At 65.1% G+C, this 17,580-nt stretch carries 20 protein-coding genes; 10 read left to right on the top strand and 10 right to left on the bottom strand.

Features of this window, described 5'->3' with window-relative positions:
* Nucleotides 1–2 precede the first annotated feature (2 nt).
* The 3 genes from AC1ROB_RS01140 to AC1ROB_RS01130 all read right to left on the bottom strand — a co-directional run bounded on the left by AC1ROB_RS01140 (nucleotide 3) and on the right by AC1ROB_RS01130 (nucleotide 2,007).
* On the bottom strand, nucleotides 3–227 hold the full coding sequence (locus AC1ROB_RS01140; RefSeq protein WP_492972601.1) for a hypothetical protein: 225 nt from the start codon (nucleotides 225–227) through the stop codon (nucleotides 3–5).
* Between the two features lie 213 nt (nucleotides 228–440).
* Nucleotides 441–1,661: an argininosuccinate synthase gene (locus tag AC1ROB_RS01135; RefSeq protein WP_492972602.1), complete on the bottom strand. Its 1,221-nt coding sequence runs from the start codon at nucleotides 1,659–1,661 to the stop codon at nucleotides 441–443.
* A gap of 127 nt (nucleotides 1,662–1,788) precedes the next feature.
* Nucleotides 1,789–2,007 (bottom strand): succinate dehydrogenase assembly factor 4, encoded by a 219-nt coding sequence (locus tag AC1ROB_RS01130; protein WP_492972603.1) that lies wholly within the window; start codon nucleotides 2,005–2,007, stop codon nucleotides 1,789–1,791.
* A 104-nt stretch (nucleotides 2,008–2,111) separates the two neighbouring features.
* Between AC1ROB_RS01130 and htpX the strand changes: the two genes are divergently transcribed.
* Nucleotides 2,112–3,095 (top strand): zinc metalloprotease HtpX, encoded by a 984-nt coding sequence (gene htpX / locus AC1ROB_RS01125; RefSeq protein ID WP_492972604.1) that lies wholly within the window; start codon nucleotides 2,112–2,114, stop codon nucleotides 3,093–3,095.
* 56 nt (nucleotides 3,096–3,151) lie between these two features.
* On the opposite strand, the gene AC1ROB_RS01120 is transcribed toward htpX, so the two are convergent.
* The 6 genes from AC1ROB_RS01120 to AC1ROB_RS01095 all read right to left on the bottom strand — a co-directional run bounded on the left by AC1ROB_RS01120 (nucleotide 3,152) and on the right by AC1ROB_RS01095 (nucleotide 9,914).
* Nucleotides 3,152–4,879: an ABC transporter ATP-binding protein/permease gene (locus AC1ROB_RS01120; protein ID WP_492972605.1), complete on the bottom strand. Its 1,728-nt coding sequence runs from the start codon at nucleotides 4,877–4,879 to the stop codon at nucleotides 3,152–3,154.
* A gap of 101 nt (nucleotides 4,880–4,980) precedes the next feature.
* Entirely contained in the window at nucleotides 4,981–5,394 is a 414-nt protein-coding gene (locus tag AC1ROB_RS01115; protein ID WP_492972606.1) for a VOC family protein, read from the bottom strand.
* Nucleotides 5,395–5,466: 72 nt separating this feature from the next.
* On the bottom strand, nucleotides 5,467–6,288 hold the full coding sequence (locus AC1ROB_RS01110; protein ID WP_492972607.1) for a helix-turn-helix domain-containing protein: 822 nt from the start codon (nucleotides 6,286–6,288) through the stop codon (nucleotides 5,467–5,469).
* Nucleotides 6,289–6,377: 89 nt separating this feature from the next.
* Nucleotides 6,378–8,420, bottom strand: coding sequence for a TonB-dependent receptor family protein (locus tag AC1ROB_RS01105; RefSeq protein ID WP_492972608.1), 2,043 nt, complete (start codon nucleotides 8,418–8,420; stop codon nucleotides 6,378–6,380).
* A 76-nt stretch (nucleotides 8,421–8,496) separates the two neighbouring features.
* Entirely contained in the window at nucleotides 8,497–9,423 is a 927-nt protein-coding gene (locus tag AC1ROB_RS01100; protein WP_492972609.1) for a DUF1775 domain-containing protein, read from the bottom strand.
* Between the two features lie 41 nt (nucleotides 9,424–9,464).
* A complete protein-coding gene (locus AC1ROB_RS01095) occupies nucleotides 9,465–9,914 on the bottom strand; it encodes a DUF2946 family protein (protein WP_492972610.1) in 450 nt (149 codons plus the stop codon).
* 136 nt (nucleotides 9,915–10,050) lie between these two features.
* Between AC1ROB_RS01095 and AC1ROB_RS01090 the strand changes: the two genes are divergently transcribed.
* From AC1ROB_RS01090 to AC1ROB_RS01070, 5 genes are all read left to right on the top strand, one after another.
* The gene (locus tag AC1ROB_RS01090; protein WP_492972611.1) at nucleotides 10,051–10,662 is read left to right on the top strand and encodes a HupE/UreJ family protein; all 612 of its coding nucleotides are present in this window, start codon (nucleotides 10,051–10,053) and stop codon (nucleotides 10,660–10,662) included.
* Between the two features lie 279 nt (nucleotides 10,663–10,941).
* A complete protein-coding gene (gene rho / locus AC1ROB_RS01085; RefSeq protein WP_492972612.1) occupies nucleotides 10,942–12,294 on the top strand; it encodes a transcription termination factor Rho in 1,353 nt (450 codons plus the stop codon).
* Nucleotides 12,295–12,425: 131 nt separating this feature from the next.
* A complete protein-coding gene (locus AC1ROB_RS01080; RefSeq protein ID WP_492972613.1) occupies nucleotides 12,426–12,968 on the top strand; it encodes a superoxide dismutase family protein in 543 nt (180 codons plus the stop codon).
* 60 nt (nucleotides 12,969–13,028) lie between these two features.
* On the top strand, nucleotides 13,029–13,880 hold the full coding sequence (locus AC1ROB_RS01075; protein WP_492972831.1) for a helix-turn-helix transcriptional regulator: 852 nt from the start codon (nucleotides 13,029–13,031) through the stop codon (nucleotides 13,878–13,880).
* Between the two features lie 37 nt (nucleotides 13,881–13,917).
* Entirely contained in the window at nucleotides 13,918–14,325 is a 408-nt protein-coding gene (locus tag AC1ROB_RS01070; RefSeq protein ID WP_492972614.1) for a DUF2000 family protein, read from the top strand.
* A gap of 4 nt (nucleotides 14,326–14,329) precedes the next feature.
* Here AC1ROB_RS01070 and AC1ROB_RS01065 read toward each other — a convergent pair whose 3' ends face one another.
* Nucleotides 14,330–14,803, bottom strand: a complete 474-nt coding sequence (locus tag AC1ROB_RS01065; RefSeq protein ID WP_492972615.1) for a PAS domain-containing protein — start codon at nucleotides 14,801–14,803, stop codon at nucleotides 14,330–14,332.
* 612 nt (nucleotides 14,804–15,415) lie between these two features.
* On the opposite strand from AC1ROB_RS01065, the gene AC1ROB_RS01060 reads away from it, so the two are divergent.
* Genes AC1ROB_RS01060 through AC1ROB_RS01045 form a run of 4 tightly spaced genes read left to right on the top strand, consistent with a single transcriptional unit; the run spans nucleotide 15,416 to nucleotide 17,571 of the window.
* The gene (locus AC1ROB_RS01060) at nucleotides 15,416–15,625 is read left to right on the top strand and encodes a hypothetical protein (RefSeq protein WP_492972616.1); all 210 of its coding nucleotides are present in this window, start codon (nucleotides 15,416–15,418) and stop codon (nucleotides 15,623–15,625) included.
* A 6-nt stretch (nucleotides 15,626–15,631) separates the two neighbouring features.
* A complete protein-coding gene (locus tag AC1ROB_RS01055; RefSeq protein ID WP_492972617.1) occupies nucleotides 15,632–15,883 on the top strand; it encodes a hypothetical protein in 252 nt (83 codons plus the stop codon).
* Between the two features lie 7 nt (nucleotides 15,884–15,890).
* Nucleotides 15,891–16,949 (top strand): methionine ABC transporter ATP-binding protein, encoded by a 1,059-nt coding sequence (locus AC1ROB_RS01050; RefSeq protein WP_492972618.1) that lies wholly within the window; start codon nucleotides 15,891–15,893, stop codon nucleotides 16,947–16,949.
* Nucleotides 16,918–17,571 carry a methionine ABC transporter permease gene (locus AC1ROB_RS01045; protein ID WP_492972619.1) on the top strand — a complete coding sequence of 218 codons (654 nt, stop codon included), beginning with the start codon at nucleotides 16,918–16,920 and terminating at the stop codon, nucleotides 17,569–17,571. The genes AC1ROB_RS01050 and AC1ROB_RS01045 overlap by 32 nt, the downstream gene beginning before the upstream one ends.
* Nucleotides 17,572–17,580: the final 9 nt, after the last annotated feature.

Below are 17,580 nucleotides of genomic sequence, written 5' to 3'. Positions count from 1 at the left end.
ATTTACGCGTAGATATCGACGTAGCGGCCAAGACCATCGCGCAGGGTGCCAAGCACCTGGCGGAAGGACCGCTTCTTCGGCTGCGGGGCCGACCGCGTTTCCTGCACCGGGCCTTCCAGGCGGCTAAGGGCGCGCTGCCACAGGCGCTCTTCCATATAGCGTTCGTTGGCTTTGGTGGTGCGACGATAGGCGGTGGCCGGGGTCACGCGCTGGATGGTCGTCATCATGGCAAGTCTCCTGTCTTCTACGGGAGCAGTCCGGAGGATCCGGAAGCTGCGGCCCCTCTTCAGGGTCGTGCTGATGAAAAACCTAGAGGCAAAACAGGTGGTTGGGTTGCGACCAGACTGTGGCCTTGCGTGACAAGAATGCGATGCCCAAAGAAAAAGGCGGGCTGAAAAGCCCGCCTTTCCAGCAAAAACCGCTGAAACGCAGCTTAACCGTTAATTCTTCTGCCGGTTGAGCAGGCGCAGGCGCAGCGCATTCAGCTTGATGAAGCCGGCGGCGTCCTTCTGGTCGTAGACCGAATCTTCCTCGAAGGTCACATGGGCCAGCGAGTAGAGCGACTTGGGCGACTTGCGGCCGACCACGCTGACCGAGCCCTTGTAGAGCTTGAGGCGCACGGTGCCTTCCACATTCTGCTGGCTCTTGTCGATCAGGGCCTGCAGCATCTCGCGCTCGGGCGAGAACCAGAAGCCGTTGTAGATCAGCTCGGCATAGCGCGGCATGATCTCGTCCTTCAGATGCGCCGCACCGCGATCCAGCGTCACCTGCTCGATGCCGCGATGAGCCATATGCAGGATGGTGCCGCCGGGCGTCTCGTAGATGCCGCGGCTCTTCATGCCGACGAAGCGGTTTTCCAGCAGGTCGAGACGGCCGATGCCATGCTTGCCGCCGAGCTCGTTCAGCTTGGTCAGCAGCGCGGCGGGCGACAGCTTTTCACCGTTCACGGCAATCGCATCGCCGGTCTTGAATTCGACCTCGATATATTCCGGCTTGTCCGGGGCTTTCTCGGGGTCGACAGTGCGCGAATAGACATAGTCGGGCGCTTCCACCCAGGGGTCTTCCAGTACTTTGCCTTCGGCCGAGATGTGCAGCAGGTTGGCATCGACCGAGAAGGGCGCTTCGCCGCGCTTGTCCTTGGCGATCGGAATCTGGTGCTTCTCGGCGAAGTCGATCAGCGTGGTGCGCGAGGTCAGGTCCCATTCACGCCAGGGCGCGATCACCTTGATCGACGGGTTGAGCGCATAGTAGCCGAGTTCGAAGCGCACCTGGTCGTTGCCCTTGCCGGTGGCGCCATGGCAGACCGCATCGGCGCCGACTTCGCGGGCGATCTCGATCTGGCGCTTGGCGATCAGCGGGCGCGCGATCGAGGTGCCGAGCAGGTAGAGGCCCTCATACATCGCATTGGCGCGGAACATCGGGAAGACGAAGTCGCGCACGAATTCCTCGCGCACGTCCTCGATGAAGATCTGCTTCACGCCGAACATCTCGGCCTTCTTGCGCGCCGGCTCCAGTTCCTCGCCCTGGCCCAGATCGGCGGTGAAGGTCACCACTTCGCAGCCATAGGTCTCCTGCAGCCATTTCAGGATCACCGAGGTATCCAGGCCGCCGGAATAGGCCAGAACCACCTTCTTGACGCTGCCATGCTTGCTGCCGCTCATCGGGCGCACTCCTGATTGGAAAGGGTAGGAAAATCGGGCCGGAGTATAGGCAAGGCCATAGGCCATGCAAGCCGTGCAGGGCGGCTCTGCCGCCGCAATTCCGGCGCAATCGGCTCCTAAATCGGCCTCAGAAGTCGGAAACGATGCCCTTGCGTTCCCAGTCGCCGTAGCGGGTGGGCTCGGGGCCCTTGGGGCCGTCTTCCTCGCCGGGCGCCTGGGTCAGCTTGATCGCCGGTTTGGCCGGCGCCAGCGGCTTGCCGGTCTTCGGGTCGATCGGGCGGGCATCCTGGGCCACGCCATCCAGGGAGGGCACGGTATCGGCGGGTTGGTTTGGATCGTCGGCCATGGCAACGCTTCTTGCAGAGACGGGTTGCGATCTTAAATATAGCGGTGCGGGCCGGCTGAACAGCTATGGCAGGCGTGCCGGCCGCGAAAACGAGGGTGAAGACCATGAATTACATGAAGACGGGTCTGTTGCTGGCCGCCATGACGGCGCTGTTCGGTGCGGTCGGCTTCCTGATCGGCGGCGAGGCTGGCATGCTGATCGCGCTCGCGCTCGCCGCGGCGATGAACCTGTTTGCCTACTGGAACAGCGACCGGATGGTGCTGTCCATGTATGGCGCGCGCGAAGTGGATGCCGCCACCGCGCCGGAATTCTACGGTCTGGTGCAGACGCTGGCGCAGCGCGCCGGTCTGCCGATGCCGCGCGTCTATGTGATGGACAACGACCAGCCCAACGCCTTTGCCACCGGCCGCAATCCGGAGAATGCCGCCGTGGCCGCCACCACCGGGCTTTTGCATAGCTTGAATCGCGAGGAAATCGAAGGCGTGATGGCGCATGAGCTGGCGCATGTGAAAAACCGCGACACGCTGATCATGACGATCACGGCGACGCTGGCGGGCGCCATCGGCATGCTGGCGAATTTCGCCATGTTCTTCGGCGGCAGCCGGGACTCTGAAGGCAACCGCAGCGGCTTAGGCATGATCGGCAGCATCGCCATCATGATCCTGGCCCCGATTGCCGCCATGGTGGTGCAGATGGCGATCAGCCGCAGCCGCGAATACGCCGCCGACCGCATGGGCGCCGAGATCAGTGGCAATCCGCATGGTCTGGCTTCGGCCCTGCAGCGCATCAGCGGCACGGTGGAACGCGTGCCCAACGAGCGCGCGGAGGGCAATCCGGCCACCGCGCATATGTTCATCATCAACCCGCTGCATGGCCGCGGCATGGACAGCCTGTTCTCCACGCATCCCAGCACCGAGAACCGCGTTGCCGCTCTGATGGAACTGGCGGCCAGCGTTCGTGGTGGCGGTAGCCGTTCGTACGAGCAGACCGCCTTTGCCGCTGCGCCGGCGGCCTCCGCGCCGGTACGCGGCAGCAGTTCGGTGCCGACCTCGGGCACGGCGCGCCGTCGCCGGCCCTGGGGGCGATAAGTCCCAACCATAATCAGGACGTCACCCTCGGGCTTGTCCCGAGGGTGGTTCCCGTTTTAGCTGATTGCCAGCCGCGCCGGACCGCCATCGGCGGCCGGCTCCAGCATCACATGTTGCTTGTGGAACTGCTGCAGGGCCGGGCGATGGCCGATGCTGAGCACGGCGGTCTCTGGCAGATGCGCACGCAGTGCCGCCAGCGCTTTGGCTTCGGTGGCCTCGTCCAGCGCCGAGGTCGCCTCGTCCAGATAGAGCCATTTCGGTTTCAGCAGCAGGGCGCGGGCGAACTGCACGCGCTGCTGCTCGCCGCCCGACAGCTGCTGGTGCCAGTGCGCATCTTCGTCCAGCCGCGGCGCCAGCTTGGCGAGATCGAGCGCTTCCAGTGCTACGCGGTAATCCGCGTCACTGAAGTCGGCCGGGTCGCGCGGATAGGCCAGGGCGGCGCGTAAACTGCCTAGCGGCAGATAGGGTTTTTGCGGCAGGAACAGGCTGTCGGCATCGGCCGGCCGTTTCAGGCTGCCATGGCCGAAGGGCCAGAGGCCGGCGATGGCGCGCAGCAGGGTGGTCTTGCCGGTGCCGGATTTGCCGCCAACCAGCAGGCTGTCGCCGGCGCCGAGGGTCAGGCCGCTCACCTGCATCAGCGGCTTGCCGGTCGGCAGGTCGAGGCGGAGCGTTTCGACAGCAAGGCGGTCGCCCGTACGCGTGACGCTGACGTCCGACTGGCTGCCGAGCGTTCTGGCTTTCTCCAGCCCATCGCGGAAGCCGGTGAGGCGATCGATCACCGCGCGCCATTCGGCGATCTCGCTGTAGGAGCTGATCAGGTAGCTGAGTGCTTCCTGCACCTGGCCGAAGGCCGAGACGATCTGCATCAAGCCGCCAAGCTGGATGGCGCCACTGAAGTATCGCGGCGCGCCGACCACGAAGGGGAAGATCAGCGCCAGTTGGGCATAGCCGCTGGTGAACCAGGTCAGCTGCTTGGTCTTCAGCATGATGGCGTAGAAGTTGTCATAGACCGCGCGGAAGCGGCCCAGCAGGCCGGCCTGCTCGACGGTTTCGCCATGCTGGAAGGCGATGCCCTCGGCATGTTCGCGCACGCGCACCAGATGGAAGCGGAAATCGGCTTCCACGCGCTGCTTGTCGAAATTCAGCTTCACCAGCGGCCGGCCGATCAGATGGGTCAGGCCGGTGCCGATGGCGGCATAGAGGATGGCGGCCCAGACCATGTAACCGGGAATGCTGATCTCGTGGCCGCCCAGCGTGAAGCTGAAATCGCCTGACAGCGACCACAGGATGCCGAGGAAGGACACCAGCGTAACCACGGCATTCATCAGTCCGAGTGTCAGTGTCAGCGAATAGGCAGGGAACAGCCGTAGGTCTTCGGCAATGCGCTGGTCGGGGTTGTCGGTATCCAGGCCGGCCATCTGCATGTGGTAATAATGCTTGTCGGCCAGCCAGTCGGCCATCCAGTGTTCGGTCAGCCAGCGGCGCCAGCGGATCTGCAGCAGCGACTGCAGGTACAGCCGGTAGACGGCAACGACGATGAAGGCCAGCGCCACACCGCTGAAATACAGCAGCAGGGTCTTGAAGCTCTCGTAATCCTTTTCCTGCAGGGCATTGTAGAAATCGTTGTACCACTGGTTGAACCAGACGCTCAGACCCACGCTGCCGAGATTCAGGATCACGATCACGGCCAGCAGGCCCCAGGCGGCCACACGTTCTTTCGGATCGTTGAAATAGGGTTTGGCCAGCGACCAGAAGGCGCGGCAGAAGGCGGTGAATTGCGGCATGGGGAGGCTCCGGGGCAACAGCAGCGCCGGATCGACCGGCGCCGCGACCATACCCCGGAGAATGCGGCGAAGTCTTGGCCGCCCCTCCAGATGAAGAAAGTTTAATCCTTCGGGAAATCCGGCCGGTAGGTGCCGAAGCTCCACAGATGGCCTTCCGCGTCGCGGGCCGAGAAATCGCGCGAGCCGTATTCGGTGTCGCGGATGCCCCAGACGATCTCGGCACCGGCCGCCTTTGCGCGGGCCAACAGCGCGTCGATCTCCGCCACCACGATATAGACACCCTGGGTGATGCCGCCGGCCTGCCCGGGCGTCTTCATCGCGAACGGGCCGTCGGATTTCAGGCTGCCCAGCATCACCATGCCGTTGCCGAGCTGCAGTTCGGCATGGGCGATGCCGCCGGTCTCGTCGGGATGCGCCATCACGCTGCGGAAGCCGAAGGCCTGTTCCAGCCAGGCGATGGCGGCTTTGGCGTCGCTGTACTGCAGGAAGGGATAAATGTCGGGGCGCTGGGTCATGGTCCTCTCCGTTGATCTGGCGGGGAGGATAGGCGGGGCCGGGAATGTCGTATTGGAAAAATGTAACCGGTTTCAGCCGACGGCGAGGCCGTTCTGTCCGGGCAGGCGTTCGGCCAGGTAGTCGCCAGGGCTGCGGCCGGTGAGGCGGCGGAAGTCGTTGCCGAAATGCGCCTGGTCGAAATAGCCGGCGGCTTGCGCGATGGCGCTCCAGTTCGCCGGCGCCGCATCGATCAGCTCCAGCACCTGGCGGAAGCGCAGGATGCGGGCAGTGGATTTCGGCGTCAGGCCGACATGCTCGCGGAACCGCGCGGCCAGATGCTTGCGGCTGCAGCCGAGCTCGGTGGCCAGCGCCGCAATGGTGAGCCGGCCATGGCTCTGCTGCAGCTGGCGCAACGCCCAGGCGGTTTCGCGCGCACCGGCGAGATCGAAATCCGGCGCCGTCATCACCCGGCGGGCAATGACCTCTGCCAGCAGGCGGAAGCCGGTGGTCCAGCTGTTGGCGGCCTGCAGGCCCTCGATCAGGCGCTGCGCCTCGGCCGGACCCAGCAGGTCGGCGAGATCGAAGACCCGATTGCTCAGCAGATGCAGCGGGACGCCGAAGAAGCGGCGCGCGCCCTGCGGCGTGAACATGACCTGGACGCCGCGCTGGCTGCCGTCGGATTCCGAGATGGCATAGGCATCGCTCAGGCCGCCGCCGAAGCCCGCGCCACAACCGACCCGGATGCTGTGGCCGTCGGTATCGATCACGGTGATCGGCGTGCCGAGATTGACGATCAGCACCGCCTGGACGGTGGGCAGTTCGTGGCGGCGGGTGAAGCGGGTGCCGCGCTCGTCATAGCCGGCAAAGATATCGACAAAGGGGCGCAGCAAGGCGGCGGGCGGCGCGAATGCCATCTCCCACTGGCCGAGGTCAGACCTGTGCCGGATCACCTGCATGGCCGGCAGTATCGGTTGCGCAGCCGAGGCCGCGCAACCGTATTTCGCTACCAGCGGAATTCCGCCCCCAGATAGACGGCGCGGCCATCGCCCGGATTGAACAGCGCCGAATTCGCAGTGGCCGTCGCCGCCACGCTGGTATTGGAGATATAGGCCTTGTCGAGCAGGTTGCGGCCGTCGACAAACAGCTTCAGCCCGTTGCCGAAGTCATAGCCGGCCTTGGCGCCGAGCAGGGCGTAAGGATCGGTCTTCAGCGTATTGGCGTTATCGACGAAATAGCCCTGCGGCACCCATTCCACATTGGGGCCGCCATACCAGCCGCTGGCATGGCTGTAGCGCAGTTCGGCCCGCAGGTAATGCGCCGGCGCGCCCGGGATGTCGTTGTTGCGATAAACCGGGTGATTGTCGAAGCGGAAGTCGCTGAAGGTATAGGCGGCGCGGATCGAGGTCTTGTCGCCGGTGGCAGCCAGATCGCGCAGCGCCACCCATTCGCCGCCCAGCTCGAGGCCCTGGTGGATGGTGTTGTCGGCATTGAACACGTTGGTGACGTTGCCGACGGTAAGGAACTGCAGCTCGTTATGCAGCCAGGCGCGATAGACCGCGGCATCCCAGGAGAAATCCTTCACGCGGCCGCGGGTGCCGATTTCCAGCGTCTTCGATTCCTGTTCCTGCAGGTTGTTCTGCACGCCGGTGGTACCGAGTTCGGAAAACGGCGGCGGCTCGGTCGACCAGCTGAAATTGGTAAAGACCTGACTCTGCGGTGCGATATCCCAGCGCGCGCCCAGTTTCGGATTGATGCTGTTATAGGCGCGCTGGAACGACTGGTTGCCGTCGCCCCGGAAATTGTCGTCGTAGTCGCGGCGCGCCAGCGTGCCCTGCAGGCCGGCGATCAGCGCCACCTCGGGGATCACGTAGAAGGCATTCTCGCCGTACAGCTCCACCGTGCGCGAAGTCTGTTCGGAATCGGACAGCAGCGCACCCTTGCTGCCGCCAACATTGTTGTACTGCCGGGCCTGCATGGTGCCGCCGAAGTAATTCACGCCCAGCGCGGTTTCGTTGCGATGGCCCGCGATCTGCTGCTCGTCGGTCCAGCGCGTGAAGCCGCCGCCATTGACCTCGTCATTCTGCAGCACGCGGTTGAAGCCGCCGAACAGCGGGTGGAACAGCTCCTTGCGGGCGAGGAAGGCGCCCACCGTCACCTCGCCGCTGTCGGTCAGGAAAGTGGTCTTGTTGGCGCCGCGCACCGCATCGATGTTGCGCTTGGTGTTGCCGATGAAGCTGGCGGGTACAGTCGAATGCGGGCTGTTCAGCGCCTGGGCCTTGGTCAGGCTGCCCGGAATCTTCTGGTCGATATTGGCGGCGCTCAGGAAGAACCGCGTTTCGCCGCCATCGGTGAAGCGATAGCCGATATTGCCGTTCAGGCGGCGGTAATCCTGGTCGGTATGGTCGCGATAGCCGCTGCTGTGGCTGTAGGTCGGCGTGATATAGTAATCGGTGCTGCCAGCGGAACCGCCCATGCCGAACTGCGTGCGCATACTGTCGAAGCTGCCGAACTCCTGGCGCAGCAGGAAGCCGGGCTGGCTACGGCCGGTGGGGCTGACGAAATTCACCGCGCCGCCGAGCAGCGAGGCGCCGTATTGCAGTGCATTGGCGCCCTTGTAGACCTCGGTGTAATCGACGGCGAGCGGATCGATTTCCATCGTATCGCCGCCGCCATCGGCGTCGGTGATGGGCACGCCGTCGCGCAGGATGCGGGTGCCGCGCAGGTGGACATTGCGCGAGAGCCCCGAGCCGCGGATCGACAGCCGCGAATCCTCCTGGCCGTATTTCGACTGGGCGAAGACGCCGGGCACGTAGTCCAGGATGTCCTTCACTGCATTGGCGCGACCGTCGCGCACCTCATCGCTGGTGACGACATCGACGCCGCCGGCGGTTTTCTCGATCCGCTGCCGGGCCTCTTCGGCGGTCGGCACGGTCAGCGCCGGTGTTTCAGGCGGCGCGGTGACGGTGATCGGTGGCGTGACGACTTGCGCGGATGCGCTGGCGGCGATGCCGCCGGCACCCAGCAGGGTGAACAGGAAACGGGTCATGTCAGGCTCGCATGGCAACGGAGCGCGCAGCACGGATTCGTGGCGGCAGCTCCGGATGGAACGGAATATGTGTGGCTTAGTGCTTGTGCTCGTGGCCGCCGCTGGCAGGCGCCCCGGCGCCGGCCTTCTGCACCGGCACCTGCAGCGTCACCGTGCCGGCCTTCTCGAAGGTCAGCGTCAGCGGGAACTGCGTGCCGTCTTTCAGCGGCTGGCGCAGATCGATCAGCATGATGTGATAGCCGCCGGGCTCCAGCGCGGTCTGGCCGTTGGCCGGCACGGGGATGGTCTCCACCGGGCGCATGCGCAGGGCATCGCCATCCTTCACATGGGTATGCAGCTCGACGCTGGCGGCCACGGGAGAGGCCGCCTTCAGCAGCCGGTCAGGCGTGCCACCGGCATTCTTCAGGGTCAGGAACACGCCGCCGACCTTGGCCGGGGTGGCACGGGCAAAGGGCTGCAGCACCTGGATGTCACCGGCCTTGGCAACCGCCGGCGCCTCGCCGGCGATGCGGATGAGGGCAGCGGGACGGTCAGCCTTCTGCCCGGCCGCCGGCACCTGGTCCCAGCGGGCTTCGCCGCCGGCGCAGGTCTGCACCACCGGCAGCCACAGCTCCTTGCCCGGCGCGTCGGGCAGCTTCAGCACCAGGCCGAATTCGTCGAACTGTTCGTTGGGCAGGCTGCCGCCGCTCCAGGTGATGGCGCTGACCACGCTATCGGTCTTGCGGCCATGGCCGGCATCGATCGGCTGCGCCAGCTTGGTGGTCTCCACCTTGATCTCCCAGCCCGGCTTGGGCTGGGCGCTGGCATTGGCCACGCCTTCGGGGATGCTGACGCGCACCGCCGTCGTCGGCTTGCCGGCGCCGCAGCCATGGCCGACGCGGAGCGCCGTGCGGAAATAGCTGCCCGGCTGGGCCACCGCCGGATCGGCGACGATATGGGCCAAGGTGGGCGTGGACAGAAGCGTGATAAGCGCCGCGGCGCCTGCAAACTTGATAGTCGACATGGGAAAACTCCCGGTAATCCTGAAACGAAAGGTGGCGTAGCTCAGGACAGGGAGATGGGTGGCGCGCGGGCCTGCTGTGGCAGGCGCGTTGCCTGTGCCAGCGTGCTGCGGCCGGCGGCGCCGTAAAGGACGGTGACGGCCAGAATCGGCCGGGACAGCGCCGGGGTGACTGGCAGGAGGCCGGCCTGCAGGTTGGCGTTGGCAAAGCAGACCGGGCAGAGCTTGCCGGTCTTCTCGGCCTTGGCCGGATCGGTATCGACCGGCATGCCGTCCTGCATGGCCAGCACGCGGAAGCCGAGCGCCGAGCAGAGCACGATCTGCTCGATGCCATTGGCGGCCTGGACCTGGCGCACGGCCTGCTGGGTCAGGGGCAGCAGGGCATGGAACAGCAGCGCACCCAAGGCAAGCATTGCCGCGAAACGCGGCAGGGCGGCCAGCATCGCCGCCAGGCGAGGCAGATCGGGACCGGCGGAAAGACGGCGGCTGCGCATGGGTTACGCATACCGTTGCGGCCGGCCTTCCGCAAGGGCGGCCATTTGACGCAGACCGCACCGCAACCTAAGGTCTGAGGGTCATTCGGCGGCCCGATTCCGGCAGCCGCCCCCCAGATTTGTACGGAGGTGCATCATGTTGCGTCTGGTCGCCGGCCTTGTGGCCTTCTTCGCAGCGGCTCCGGCCTTCGCCCATCACGCCATGGATGGGGAAACCCCGAATACCCTGGTCACCGGCCTGCTTTCCGGCCTGGCCCATCCGGTGATCGGCCTCGACCATCTGGCCTTTATCCTGGCTGCCGGTCTGCTGGCGGCGCCGCGGGCGCGCGGCCTGCTGCTGCCGCTGGCCTTCGTGATCGCGTCGGTCCTCGGCGTCGTGCTGCATCTCAGCAGCGTCGACCTGCCGGCCGGCGAAATCGCCGTCGCCGTCTCGGTGCTGCTGCTCGGTATGCTGCTGGTGGTGCCGCGCCGGATCGACGACGGCCTGTTTGCCGCCATTCTGGCCCTGGCCGGCCTGTTCCATGGCTATGCCTTCGGCGAAAGCATCGTCGGCGCCGAAGCCACCCCGCTGCTGTCCTACCTCGTCGGTCTTGCCGCGATCCAGTATGGCATTGCCGGCGGCGTGGTGATCGCCTGGCGCCGTCTGGTGCTGAATCACGCCGCTCTGCTGCCTCAGATCAGCCGGATTGCCGGCGCCGGCGTCGCCGCGGTCGGCGCGGTCTTCCTGGTGCTGAACCTCACGGCCTGATCGGGTCGCTATTTTGTTACAGGGCGGGCGGCTGCACCGGCAGCGCCCGCCCTTGACTTATCTGCGGGGCATTGCTATCTCGCTTGGGCAACCGGCCCATCTTCTTTCGGACCGGGGCCGCTCCGGCACATCCCGCATCCCATAAGATTTCAAGTTCATGATGCGGAAGCTGCGCGGGCGGTCGTCAACACCCCCCTTCACTGGCTGCTGCGCTCCGTCCTGGATGCAGCGCCCAAATCTCCCAAACAACATTCTCCTGCCGAGTCCGCGAGTCCGTTCATGAATCTCCAGGAACTGAAAACCAAATCGCCCACCGACCTGCTCGCCTTTGCCGAAGAGCTGCAGATCGAGAACGCTTCCACCCTGCGCAAGCAGGACATGATGTTCGCGATCCTCAAGCAGCTGGCCGACAAGGAAGTCGAGATCACCGGCGAGGGCGTGCTCGAACAGCTGCAGGACGGTTTCGGCTTCCTGCGCTCCGCCCAGGCCAACTATCTGCCGGGCCCCGACGACATCTATGTCAGCCCCAACCAGATCCGCCGTTTCGGTCTGCGCACCGGCGACACCATCGAGGGCACGATCCGCGCCCCGAAAGACGGCGAACGCTATTTCGCGCTGCTCAAGGTCAACACGATCAATTACGAAGACCCCGAGCAGAGCCGTCACAAGGTGCATTTCGACAACCTGACGCCGCTCTATCCGACCGAGCGGTTGAAGATGGAATTGCCGCAGGTGGAAGAAGAGGCGCCGGCCGTGCCGGCCGCCGCGCCCAAGACCCCGACCATCAAGAGCCGCAGCGGCGAGAAGCGCGAGAAGATCATTTCCGGTGGTCCCAAGCGCGATGTTTCCGCCCGCGTCATTGATCTGATCTCGCCGCAGGGCAAGGGCCAGCGCGCCCTGATCGTGGCGCCGCCGCGCACCGGCAAGACCATGCTGCTGCAGAATATCGCGCATGCCATCAGCCACAATCACCCGGAAGTCTATCTGATCGTCCTGCTGATCGACGAACGCCCGGAAGAAGTCACCGACATGCAGCGCACGGTGAAGGGCGAGGTCATCTCCTCCACCTTCGACGAGCCGGCGAGCCGCCATGTGCAGGTCACCGAAATGGTGCTGGAAAAGGCCAAGCGCCTGGTCGAGCACAAGCGCGACGTCGTCATCCTGCTGGATTCGATCACGCGTCTGGCGCGCGCCTACAACACCGTGGTGCCGTCGTCGGGCAAGGTGCTGACCGGCGGCGTGGATGCCAACGCGCTGCAGAAGCCCAAGCGCTTCTTCGGCGCCGCCCGTAACATCGAAGAGGGTGGCTCGCTCACCATCATCGCCACCGCGCTGATCGAAACCGGTTCGCGCATGGACGAAGTGATCTTCGAAGAATTCAAGGGCACCGGCAATTCGGAAATCATCCTCGACCGCAAGCTGTCGGACAAGCGCACCTTCCCGGCCATCGACATCACCAAGTCGGGCACCCGCAAGGAAGAGCTGCTGGTCGACAAGGGCGTGCTGGCCAAGATGTGGGTGCTGCGCCGCATCCTCATGCCGATGGGCGGCCAGGACGCGATGGAATTCCTGCTCGACAAGATCAAGCACAGCAAGACCAACGCCGATTTCTTCGATTCGATGAATACCTGAGCCGGATAGTCATCCGGACACGGCGACGGGCGGGGCGAAACCCCGCCCGTTTTTTTGTTTTTCACCGGTTGCCGGAGTTTTTCGGCTGTATATCTGTTGTCATCAGGTCTCTGCCAACGGAGGAAACACCCATGCAGCGTCTCTTACAGGGGACTGCCATCCTCGCCACGGTCCTGTTCGCCCTGCCGGCGGCGGCGGCCGAGAAGACCATCCCGATCAACGCCATCAGCGCCACCGGCATCGGCGAGAGCATCGGCACCATCACCGCGAAAGACAGCAGGCAGGGCCTGGTGCTGACGCCGCAGCTGACAAAACTGGCACCGGCCGGCCCGCATGGCTTCCACATGCATGAAAAGCCCGATTGCGGTCCGGCACCCAATCCGGCCGCCAACAACCAGCCGGCTGCGGGCTTTGCCGCCGGCGGTCATTACGATCCGCGCAAGACCGGCATGCATCACGGCCCCGGCCACAAGGAAGGCCATGTCGGCGATCTGCCGGTGCTGGTGGTCAGCGGCGATGGTTCGGCCACCCTGCCCATGGTGGTGCCGCATCTGAAAGTGAAGGATCTGGCCGGCCGCGCGCTGATGATCCATGCCGGCGGCGACAATTACAGTGACACTCCGGCGCCGCTCGGCGGCGGCGGCGGTCGCATCGCCTGTGGCGTGGTGAAGTAAGGGACGCGATACCGCGGCCGCAGTTTGACAGACTGCGGCCGTCTTGCTTTTCTGGTCGTGATGCAGCCTTCGCCACAGGACTGGTTTGATTTCGCCCGCGATCCGTCGAGCGGCACCGAGGCCGTGCATGCGCAGTTCCATGCCCATGCCTACGACCCGCATTTCCATGACCAGGTGCTGGTCGGGGTCACCGAGCAGGGCTGCCAGCAGTTCCGCTGCCGCCGCGAAACCCAGCGCAGCACGCCGGGCCGCGTCATCCTGATGGAGCCGGGCGAGACCCATGATGGCGAGGCCGGCGCCGATGGCGGCTTCACCTATGCGATGCTGTATTTCGATCCGGCCTGGCTGCGGCAGGCCGCCGAAGCCTGCACCGGCCGCGATCCGGGCGACGCGATCTTCAGTTTCCCGGCTGTGCTGAACGACGATGCCCCGCTGGCCCATGCCGTGCTGGCCGCGAGCCGGCAGCTCGGCATGCCCGACAGCCGCATGGCGCGCGATGCGGCGCTGGATCATGTGGCGGCTTTGCTGATGCAGCGCTTTGCCGGTGGCGGGGTGCCGACGCAGGATGCCGCGCCGCATCTGGCCCGCCGCGCCCGCGCCGCCATCGAGGCGCATCAGGCCGAAGACCTGGGATTGCAGGCGCTGGCCGATCTGGCCGGTACGGATCGCTTCCGCCTGCACCGGGTGTTCAAGGCCGCCTATGGCCTGCCGCCCCATGCCTGGCTGGTGCAGCGCCGGCTCAACCAGGCGCGCCGTCTGCTGAGCACGGGACAGATGCCGGCCGATGTGGCGGCGGCCGTCGGTTTCGCCGATCAGAGCCATCTCGGTCGCTGGTTCCGTCGCGCCTTCGGCCAGACGCCGGCGGCCTATCGCCGGGCCTGCACAAATCTTCCAGACTTGGCCGCCGGCTGACGGCACTCTCGGGCTTCCGTTCTGCAGGGAGACGCCCGTGTTCACCACCAAGATTGCCATTGTCGTGCGCGAGGATCTGGCGACCTGGCAGAAGCTGAATGTCACCGCCTTCCTGTCCAGCGGCATTGTCGCCGCCATTCCGGATTGTATCGGCGAGCGTTACATCGACGGGGCAGGGCGGACATACACCGCGATGTGCGGACAGCCGATCCTTGTTTTTACAGGTGGCGTCACGGAGCTCCAGAAGGCTCATGGCCGTGCCTGTGACCAGGGCCTCGTCATCGTGCCCTACGTGGAGGCGATGTTTTCAACCGGGCATGACGCGGCCAACCGCGAGGTTTTCGCGGCCGGCGATATCGCGGCCCAGAGCTGGGTCGGCCTGGGCTTTCACGGCGACCGCAAGGCCGTCGACAAGGCTGTGAAAGGCCTGAAGCTGCATCCCTGACGGATCAGATATTCGGATCGAGGAAATCCACCGCCAGCATCAGCATGTCGACGGTTTCGCCATCGCCGCTCAGCGGCAGGCGCAGGATTTCATAAGCATGCCTGCGGTCGTCAATGACCATGTTCATGCGCTCGACCTGCGGTTCGCGCCGCTGCAGCACTTCCGCGTAACAGTCGAACAGGCGGGCGCGATACTGGTCTTCCGGCAGGTCGTCGAGCCATTTGCCGGTGAGGTCGTAGCGCAGACGCTGCACCACGCGGGTGCCGGTGAGGCGGCAGCGATAGCGCGGCCCGCCGCCAGACTCGCGGTTCACTTCGAACAGCGAGACATTGCCAAGAATCCACGGGATATCGAGCGGATCGATATCGGCGCGCGCCGGCATCGGGCGATCGCCGCGCCGCGCATGCCAGTAGCCCAGCAGGCGCTGCAGTTTCGGTCGTCCAACGGTGTGCGGTGTTGCCGGAATCTGGCCGGACACGATGATCCCCCGTTGCTGCTGTTTCCCCGTTTACCGGACTATTTAGCGCGGCTCATAAAAAAAGCGTCACCGGCCTGATTTAAGTCTTGTAACTGCAAATCATTCGCATATACTCGGGCGCATCGCACCTCGGTGCGGTTTTTAGGTCGGCCTCATCACTCTGCTGGTCGTGATGAGGTTCGTGGTCGGTCCGATACAATGGGGCATTGTCGGGCCGACCCCGACCGAAACTTTCCCACACATCATGGAAAATCAAATGCTTGGCTCAAAGGCATCGTTTGGGCCATGCATTTTTTGCGTGTGAGTTATGTTTTATTTGCGTCAAATTGTGTGAATTAGATTTGACTTGCTTGATCCTGTGTGGAATATAGGGGTTATCCGGCTCACGCTGGATCGCGGGATTTGAAGGGCAGCTTGCGCCGCGACACCAACGCTAAAGCGCCACGGCCAGGCATCCTGCCTGGGTCGTGGGCCCGGCACTGAACGGAAGAGACCCATGACCGCGACCCTGAAAACCATCCGCCTCTGTTGTTGTCGCTGAACGCACCCTTTCGGTTCCTGCGTTTCCACCAGCGATAAACGCCGACAGCCGTCGGCCAACGGAGATTTCCCATGAGTGAAGCCTATCTGATCGAGGCGGCCGGCGAGGCCGCCGGTGTGGTGATCCGCGAACGCAGCGGGTTCCGCTTCTTCGCTTCGGGGCCGCAGTTCAGCAGCCTGGAGCAGCGCGTCTACCGCCGCACCGAAGATGCCGCCCGCGCCGCCCGGGCGCTGGCCCGCGCGGCCGCCAATGACAACAACCGCCGTCCGGCCTGGAGGTAACCAGCCATGACCCAGATCCAGATCCAGATCATTCAGAGCCACAAGCCCGGTTTCGTCGACCGTATCCAGGCCGCCTTCGGGGCCTTCGTGGCGCCTGAGAAATACGATGGCGGCCGGCTGCAGCCCGCCGACAACGACAACCAGGCGGTGGCCGCCGAGGATTACGCCAGCTCGCTGGCCGATCCGCTGGCGCTGCCGCCCGACTGGCACGCGGCCGGCGATCTGCTTAGTCTCAGCTTCCTCCCCTTCGACCGCTGAGACGTCCATGATCGAACTGCAATCCATCACCAAGCGCTTCGCGGCCGAGTCCGGCTCGGTCGAAGCGCTGCGTGATGTTTCCCTGACTGTCGCGCCCGGCGAGATCTTCGGCGTCATCGGTCGCTCCGGCGCCGGCAAGTCGACGCTGATCCGCTGCATCAACCTGCTGGAGCGTCCGACCGAGGGCCGCGTCATCGTCGGCGGCCGCGACCTGACCGCGCTGTCGGCGTCCGAGCTGCGTACGGCGCGGCGCGATATCGGCATGATCTTCCAGCATTTCAACCTGCTGTCCTCGCGCACGGTGTTCGACAACGTGGCGCTGCCGCTGGAGCTGCGCGGCGAGTCAAAGGCTGCCATCAAGGCCAAGGTCGAGCCGCTGCTGGAGCTGGTTGGTCTTTCCGACAAAGCCGACCGCTATCCGGCGCAGCTCTCTGGCGGGCAGAAGCAGCGCGTCGGCATTGCGCGCGCGCTCGCCACCGACCCGAAGGTGCTGCTCTGCGACGAGGCGACCTCGGCGCTCGATCCGGAAACCACCGAGCAGATTCTGACCCTGATCAAGGACATCCGCGACCGGCTGAACCTGACCGTGGTGCTGATCACCCACGAGATGGCGGTGGTGAAGGAGATCGCCGACCGCGTCGCCGTGATGGAACTGGGTCATGTGATCGAGCAGGGGGCGACGTTTGAGGTCTTCACCCGGCCTCAGCATTCGACCACCCGCAGCTTCGTGGCCGACCTGATCGGCTTCGACCTGCCGCCGGCGCTGCAGAAGCGCTTGGCCGCTGCCGAGAAGCCTGGCGCCAATTCCCGCCTGTGGCGCATCCTGTTCACCGGGCCGCACGCGGACGAGCCGGTGATCGCCGAGTTGTCGCGCAATCTGGGCCTTGATCTCAACATCCTGCATGGCCGGATCGACGAGATCCAGGGCCGCCCGTTTGGCGTCATGGTCGTGCAGGCGCGCGGCGACGAGGCCAAGCTGATCGCCGCCAAATCCTACCTGGCCAGCCGCCAGCTCACCGTCGAGGAACTTGAAGATGTCATCGCAATTGATCGCGCTGCTGTTTGACGGCCTGTGGGAGACGCTGGTGATGGTCGGCATCTCCGGCGGTGTCGGCGCGGCCTTCGGGATTCCGCTCGGCGTCATCCTGATCCTCACCGACCGTGGCGGGATTCTTCAGAATTTGTCCGTCAATCGCGGGCTTGGCCTGATCATCAACGCCGCGCGCTCGACGCCTTTCATCATCCTGATGGTGGCGATCATCCCGTTCACGCGCCTGGTCGTCGGCACTTCCATTGGAACGGCCGCCGCCATCGTGCCGCTGACCATCGCCGCCATCCCTTTCATCGCCCGCCTGGTGGAAACCGCTTTGCGTGAAGTGCCGTCGGGCCTGATCGAAGCCGCCGATGCCATGGGGGCGACGCCGCTGCAGATCGTCACCAAGGTTCTGCTGCCCGAGGCGCTGCCGGGCATCGTCGCCGGCCTCACCATCACGCTGGTCAGCCTGATCGGCTATTCCGCCATGGCCGGCGCGGTCGGCGGCGGTGGGCTCGGCGATATCGGCATCCGCTACGGCTACCAGCGCTTCCTGCCCGAGGTGATGGCCGCCGTGGTGCTAGTGCTGATCGTCTTCGTGCAGGGCGTGCAGTCGCTGGGCGACCGCCTGGTGCGCAAACTCAGTCATCGTTGATTTCGTCTT

This window comes from Ferrovibrio sp. GW821-FHT12F09 (genome assembly GCF_058806775.1).
This window is presented reverse-complemented; position numbering and strand designations above follow the sequence as displayed.